The following is a 5,599-nucleotide window of genomic DNA, read 5'->3' as shown; positions in this document are numbered from 1 at the left end:
TGCGCCAGGATGACCGGCACGACCTGATCGATCGGGGCCGAGCGGTCAGGCACCCGGCGCAGTTCGGCAACCACCTTGCCCAACGTAGTCTCGGTGGACTCTGTAACGGGGGTGCACCAGCGATAGGTCTCTGAACCGATATGGCCCGGGTGGCACCCGCAGGGGGCGGCGAACCATTTGCAGTTATCCGCGTCCATGCCCTTGTTGCCCTTGGCGGCGCCGCGCTCGCAGGCGGCCAGCACCTGGGCGACCGTGGGCTTACCCTCGGGGGCGGCGGCCGCCGCGCCGCCGGAACCGGCCAGCAGCATCAACAAGATCAGCAGGATCGGCATCATCGGCAGGATCAGCACGGTGAGGAGCGCCCGCGCGGCGTGGCGTTCAATCGCGTTCATTGGCTGCCTGCGCCCGCGCCAGTTCGGCGGCCCGCTCCGCCGCCGGGTCCACCATCACCTGATAGCCCGGCAATTGGGCGAAACGCCCGAGCCAGGCGCGGACCCTGGGGTAGGGCTCCAGCGACACGCCGGACTCGGGGGCTAGGTGAACATAGGGATAGCAGGCGACGTCGGCGATGGTGGCACAATCGCCTACCAGCCAGTCGCGAGCGTCCAGGCGGTCTTCGAGTACCGCCAGCCCGGCCTTGCCCTCGGCCTGGCACTGCGCGAGGTCAAAGGGGCGGCGAAACCGCAAGGCCGAGCGGGCGCGAGCCAGCCCGAACAGGAGTTCGTTTTCGGCCACCGCGAGCCACTGCATCACCTCGGCCTCACCCACCGGATCCGTCGGCAGCCAGGGGCCGCAGGCACGCCCGGCGTCACCATAGCGGCGCGCCAGATAGACCAGGATCGCCTGGGAGTCCCAGAGGCGCAGGTCGCCATCGATCAGGACCGGAATCTGGCCCCGCGGATTCAGATTGCGGAAGGCCTGAGTCTGGGTCTCGCCGCGGCTGCTGTCGACCCGCACCCGCTCACAGGGCAGGCCGAGCATCGCGAGCAACAACCGAATCTTGTAGCAATTGCCAGAGAGTTCGAAGTCGTAAAGGCGCATGGGAGGTCTTCCGGATCCGATGGTTTGACCGAACCGCTGACAGCGGGGTGCGACCGATCTTGTGCCGGTCACACAAAAGAAAAGGGCCGCTCAATGAGCGACCCTTTTTTACGATTTGGAGCGGGAAACGAGACTCGAACTCGCGACCCCAACCTTGGCAAGGGTATTTCAACCCGTAGTGACACGGTACAGCACGGCAATATGCGGAAAGCTTAACACGGGGTCACACTGAGAGTCACGGAAAAGCACAACCTAGATTAAGCCCCTCACGTGTGTACATGGCGGCGAATGTCGCGCGGCGTGTTCGGGTCGATCCCGGTAATCCCAACCGGGCGGGGGTTCTGTGCAAGTCCGTGCCAGAACCCGCCGCGGCAGGATCGGCACCGGCAGGGCCTCGGGGTGCCCTCCACCTTCACCCTGACCGCGGCGAGTTGCACCAGGTTGCAGCTGGGCACCAGGTGCAGCCGGCGGGACCGCGCCACGGCTCCGCGTTTCCCGGGAAACACGGCACCACGAAAAAGCCCGCACAAGGCGGGCTCGGTGGACCTGGAAGCGGCGGGGTCGGTTACTGGATACGCGTTCCAAGCTTGGCGGCGGCGGTCCCGATGGGGTCGCCGGCGGTCTGGGTAGCCCCGCCGGCATCAACGGTGATAACCGCGCGCACCGGAACCTGAAAACCAGCGTTCTGCAGTTTCGCTGCGATTGAATCAAAGATCGATTGGGCTGCCTTTTCTGCATCCACCGTGATGGCGACGGGCTTACCCGCAAGGGCCTTAGTGACTTCCTCGTGTACCTGATCGGGCGAAACACTGACCGCAAAGGGCAGCTTTCCCGCCCCTCGGGACTCTGCGGCCTTCTTGGCGTCCGGGGTCTCCCAAGATAGGCCGCTCGATTGATCGGCCGCCGGGGCCTGGTGCCCTGCCCCCTGGCCATACTTGCGGCGATACTCGTCAGCGAAGTCGGCCGCGGCCTTGTCGCCCCACTTGGGGCGCAAGCTCGCCTCGATCATCTTCGCGCGGTCTTCGGGCGTCTCGACGTTCAGCCATTTACCGGCGGGTTGCGTCGCGGGCGCGTCGGCAGCGGGCGCGGTGGTCGGCGGTGGCGCTGTGCCCTCGCGTGCCGGATCTCTGGCAAGCGTCTTTGGCGATACGCCTTCAGGGATGTATTGAATAGACCCAGAGGGCGCGCGCTTCGCTTCATCATGCGGTGCGGCAGTTGGTCGCGTAATGATTCCCGCCGGTTTGCGTATTTCTTCATCTGCCTTCTTCCTGGCGGCTTCTTCACTTAGGCCATCTTTACGGTATTGCGTTTCGGCCTCATTGGCGCGGCGGCGGGCATCGATGTAATCAAGCCCCTTCTTCCCGGCCATGTCGATATCGCCATTCGCACCCAATGCCGAACGGAGTTTGCTGCTCTCTTTGTCGATCGGTCCGCCGCTCGCTTCGGCGCGTTCCTTTCTGGATTGGGTGTCAGCCTCAATGACAAGCGCAAGCTCACGGATTTGCGCGCGCCAATACTTTGACATCTCGGTGTCGGTCTCTATGAGCTTATCGGCTGCACCGCCCGCGCGTGCCAACCAATCTGCAGCGTCGCTCCAATGATTATCAGCGATTGATCGGCGGGCGTTCGCTATCGCTGAATAAGCCTCTTGGTCTGGGCTAACCTTGTTCTTCTTGATTTCCGCTTCATAGATTTTTTCCTGAAATGCCTTTTCCTGGTCCGCGACCTTCCTTAATGCGTCGGCCGTTCGCTCACCGGCAACCCTAATCGCGTCCATATTCGCGGCAAGCTGGTTATTCGCTGCCTTGTCGGTCGCATCCTTCAGTTCCTGTTCGGCCTGTGTGAGTTTGCGGACCTTGCCCTCGGCCTCTTTCGCCTTGTTGCCGGTCCTCTCCAGCGATTGCCCCGCCTCGTCGGTCTTCTTTGAAAGCTGTCCGGCGTTCTCCCCGGCGGCAACAAAGGCGCTCCCGGCCTTCTTCAAGTGTTCCAGGGAAGCGGCGCCGAAATCCTTTGCCATCTGAAAGTATAGATCGGCACTCGCGTTTAGCGACTCTGCCAGCGCGGCCTCGCGGGTGTTGTGTGACGGATCATCGTTCGCGCGGGCCTTCGCGATCAGTGCCATCAGCTTGGTTTGCGCGGCCAGCAAGAGCATGGATGCCGCCGCCGCGCTTTCGATTCCTGACCGAAACGTATTCCATACCACTGCACCGGCTTCGCCGATGATCTTGGCCAGGGTCCAAGCATCAGCGAAATCCTGTGCCAATCCCTTGAACTTGGTTCCCAGGTCCCTTAGGTAAGCGGCAATGTCCTGACCGCTGTTCTTGATGTCTTCGGCCAGGGCCTTGAAGTCAACCTTCCCTATGAGTGCAAGCCCCGCGTCCACGACTGCATTAAGCGCGCTACCGACCGCTGCACCCACGTTCTTTGCTGCGTCGGTCCGCGCCAATTCATTCCAGAAATAGGCAACGGCCTCGTTGACCTTTGTCATCGGCTCCAGCAAGCCGGCGTTAAACGCCTTGCCGGCCTGCTTCTGTGCCTTTTCCAGTTGGTTGACTGACCCGGCATAACCCTGGGATGCGGCCTCGGCAATGTCGCCAATCTGCCCCTTGAGGGCGTCAAGTATGATGCCTTGTGCCTGGGCCTTCTCGCCCATGGCGGTTAGGCCCTTGATGACTTCCTGTTCTTGCTCGGTGAATGTCACGCCTTGGCGACCGAGCAATGTCAACCCCTTCACCGGGTCCTCGAACGCTTTACCCAGTGCCTTGACGTTTGCGGTGTATTCGCCGAATCCCGCCTTTTGCATTCCATCGGCGGCCAGCTCGATATCCTTCCATAGATCGCCACTAATGCTCTTGAGCGTCGCGAGTATTTCCGCACCTTCCCGGGCCTGCCCTTTCCCGAGCGTGGTGCTTTTGTCGATCTCGTTTGCCAATCGGGCAACATCGTCGGCAGACATCCCGGCCGCGTACCCGGTCGCCTCCAGCGTGGTCTTGAGGATGTTGAGGTTTTGTTCGCCCTGACCTGCGGCGGCGGCGCCGGCGGATAGGCTTTTCCATAACTTGTCTAGGCCCCAGCCAGCGGCGCCGATACCAAGGACCGATGCCGCAAGGCCATTGATGTGTTTTGATAGCCTGTTGATCGTCCCTGACGCCTCATCGCGGGCACTGATTAACAGCTTAATCGCAAGGTCTTTGATTGCCATGACGGGAAGGTCTCGTCGTGATGCGGCGCGACATAGGCGCGCCTTCGGGATGGTCGGGGGCCTGCCCTTGGCGGCGGTCGCCCTGGTGCCCTGAGAGGTTCACCGGCCGGCGTTGGTCTCGCCCTTGGGGTCGGCGTTTCCCGGGAAACGGTCGCGGACTTGGCTTTCGAGCAACTCAAGGATGCAGCGGGCGGGACGGGGAACCGGCGAACCTTCCCCCCATTCCCGAACCGTGCTGCGGCTCCAACCTGCAAAGTCGGCGAAGCCGTTGGGGGTCATGTTCAGGGCGGCCAACCGGCCGCGGAACTTGTTGCGATCCATGGCCCGGATCAGGAAACGGGGCGGTCTCCATCCAGGGCGATGCCAACAGCGGCGGCGGACCTCAACAGCTCGTTCAGGTCGCCTTCCAGTTGGCAAATACGCGCGTCGATCTCGGCCAACCGCACGCCAGTGCCGGGGGGCGACACCGGGGTATTCAGCAACTGGCGCGCGGCGGACAAGAGGACCTCGGCCGTGATCGGCACGGCGGCCAGTTCCTCACGCGCCCGCAACGCGCCCTCAAGGGCGTGGGCCTTGACCTGGTAGCGCTGGCGCACGTCGATGACGAGTTGTTCCAGTTCGGTGGAAAGCGGTTGGACGTTCATCGGTTACTCTTTGGCGCCAATGGCAGATGCCAGGGATTGCTCGGATTGGCGAAGCTCGGCGAGTTCAACGTCAAGCCTGGCCAGCTCGCGCCGGCGTTCGCTTACCGTCGGGCCTGCCCCGGAATAGTCCAGAAGATCCAAGACAGGGGCCAAGCTCGTAATCATGGAATCGGGGGTGAAGAACGCATGCATCACCAGATCATTCCATCGCGACGGGAACGGGTTGTATGCGCCAAACTTTTCCCGCATCGTGACAAATGAACCAGGTAACCGGCGTTGATGGTCAAGCAGTTCTTCCAATCCCGAATACTGGATTGCCTTATCCTGAAGCGCTTTCATATGGCCCAACATGATGGCCTCAAGGTCGGCTCGCGAAAGCGGCGCATTCGTCAGGTGATCAGTCTCGGCGGTCGCTTGTTCGATTCGCGCACGGATCGAAGCAAGCTCTTTGGATGCGGCTACCTTGGCTTGCTCCAGTTGGGTGGCCAGTGTGGCTAGGGGCTGTGCAGGCGGTTTTGCGCTCATGCTGCGTTTCCGTTCACTTGGTCAAAGAGGCGTTGCCGCGCTTCGGCAACGGTCTTGGGCGGCGGCGGGGGTACCGGCCCGCGTCCGCCATCGACTTGGTGGGCGATCAGGCGCCGGGCATCGGCAACGGTCATGGGCGGCTTTACCCCGTACAGGGGGCCAAAGAGGCGTTCCCGCGCTTCGGCGG

At 62.6% G+C, this 5,599-nt stretch carries 7 protein-coding genes; all 7 read right to left on the bottom strand.

Annotation, left to right across the window (positions count from 1 at the left end; all coding sequences use genetic code 11):
- The coding region (locus QZY44_RS04970; RefSeq protein WP_295443074.1) for a hypothetical protein at positions 1-392 on the bottom strand (392 nt) is incomplete at its 3' end.
- On the bottom strand, positions 379-1,041 hold the full coding sequence (locus tag QZY44_RS04965; RefSeq protein WP_295443071.1) for a glutathione S-transferase family protein: 663 nt from the start codon (positions 1,039-1,041) through the stop codon (positions 379-381). The genes QZY44_RS04965 and QZY44_RS04970, both read right to left, overlap by 14 nt.
- A 565-nt stretch (positions 1,042-1,606) precedes the next feature.
- Positions 1,607-4,243, bottom strand: a complete 2,637-nt coding sequence (locus QZY44_RS04960; RefSeq protein ID WP_295443068.1) for a phage tail length tape measure family protein — start codon at positions 4,241-4,243, stop codon at positions 1,607-1,609.
- Positions 4,244-4,342: 99 nt separating this feature from the next.
- On the bottom strand, positions 4,343-4,564 hold the full coding sequence (locus QZY44_RS04955) for a hypothetical protein (protein WP_295443065.1): 222 nt from the start codon (positions 4,562-4,564) through the stop codon (positions 4,343-4,345).
- Between the two features lie 8 nt (positions 4,565-4,572).
- Positions 4,573-4,887, bottom strand: a complete 315-nt coding sequence (locus QZY44_RS04950) for a hypothetical protein (protein WP_295443062.1) — start codon at positions 4,885-4,887, stop codon at positions 4,573-4,575.
- A gap of 3 nt (positions 4,888-4,890) precedes the next feature.
- Positions 4,891-5,412 carry a hypothetical protein gene (locus QZY44_RS04945; protein WP_295443060.1) on the bottom strand — a complete coding sequence of 174 codons (522 nt, stop codon included), beginning with the start codon at positions 5,410-5,412 and terminating at the stop codon, positions 4,891-4,893.
- Positions 5,409-5,599, bottom strand: a 191-nt coding sequence (locus QZY44_RS04940; protein ID WP_295443057.1) for a hypothetical protein, incomplete at its 5' end; no start/stop codon positions are given. The genes QZY44_RS04940 and QZY44_RS04945, both read right to left, overlap by 4 nt.

It is taken from the genome of uncultured Thiodictyon sp. (genome assembly GCA_903837595.1).
Lineage (GTDB): Bacteria > Pseudomonadota > Gammaproteobacteria > Chromatiales > Chromatiaceae > Thiodictyon.
Note: the sequence above shows the minus strand (reverse complement) of the source record. Positions and strands in the feature narration are given on the sequence as shown.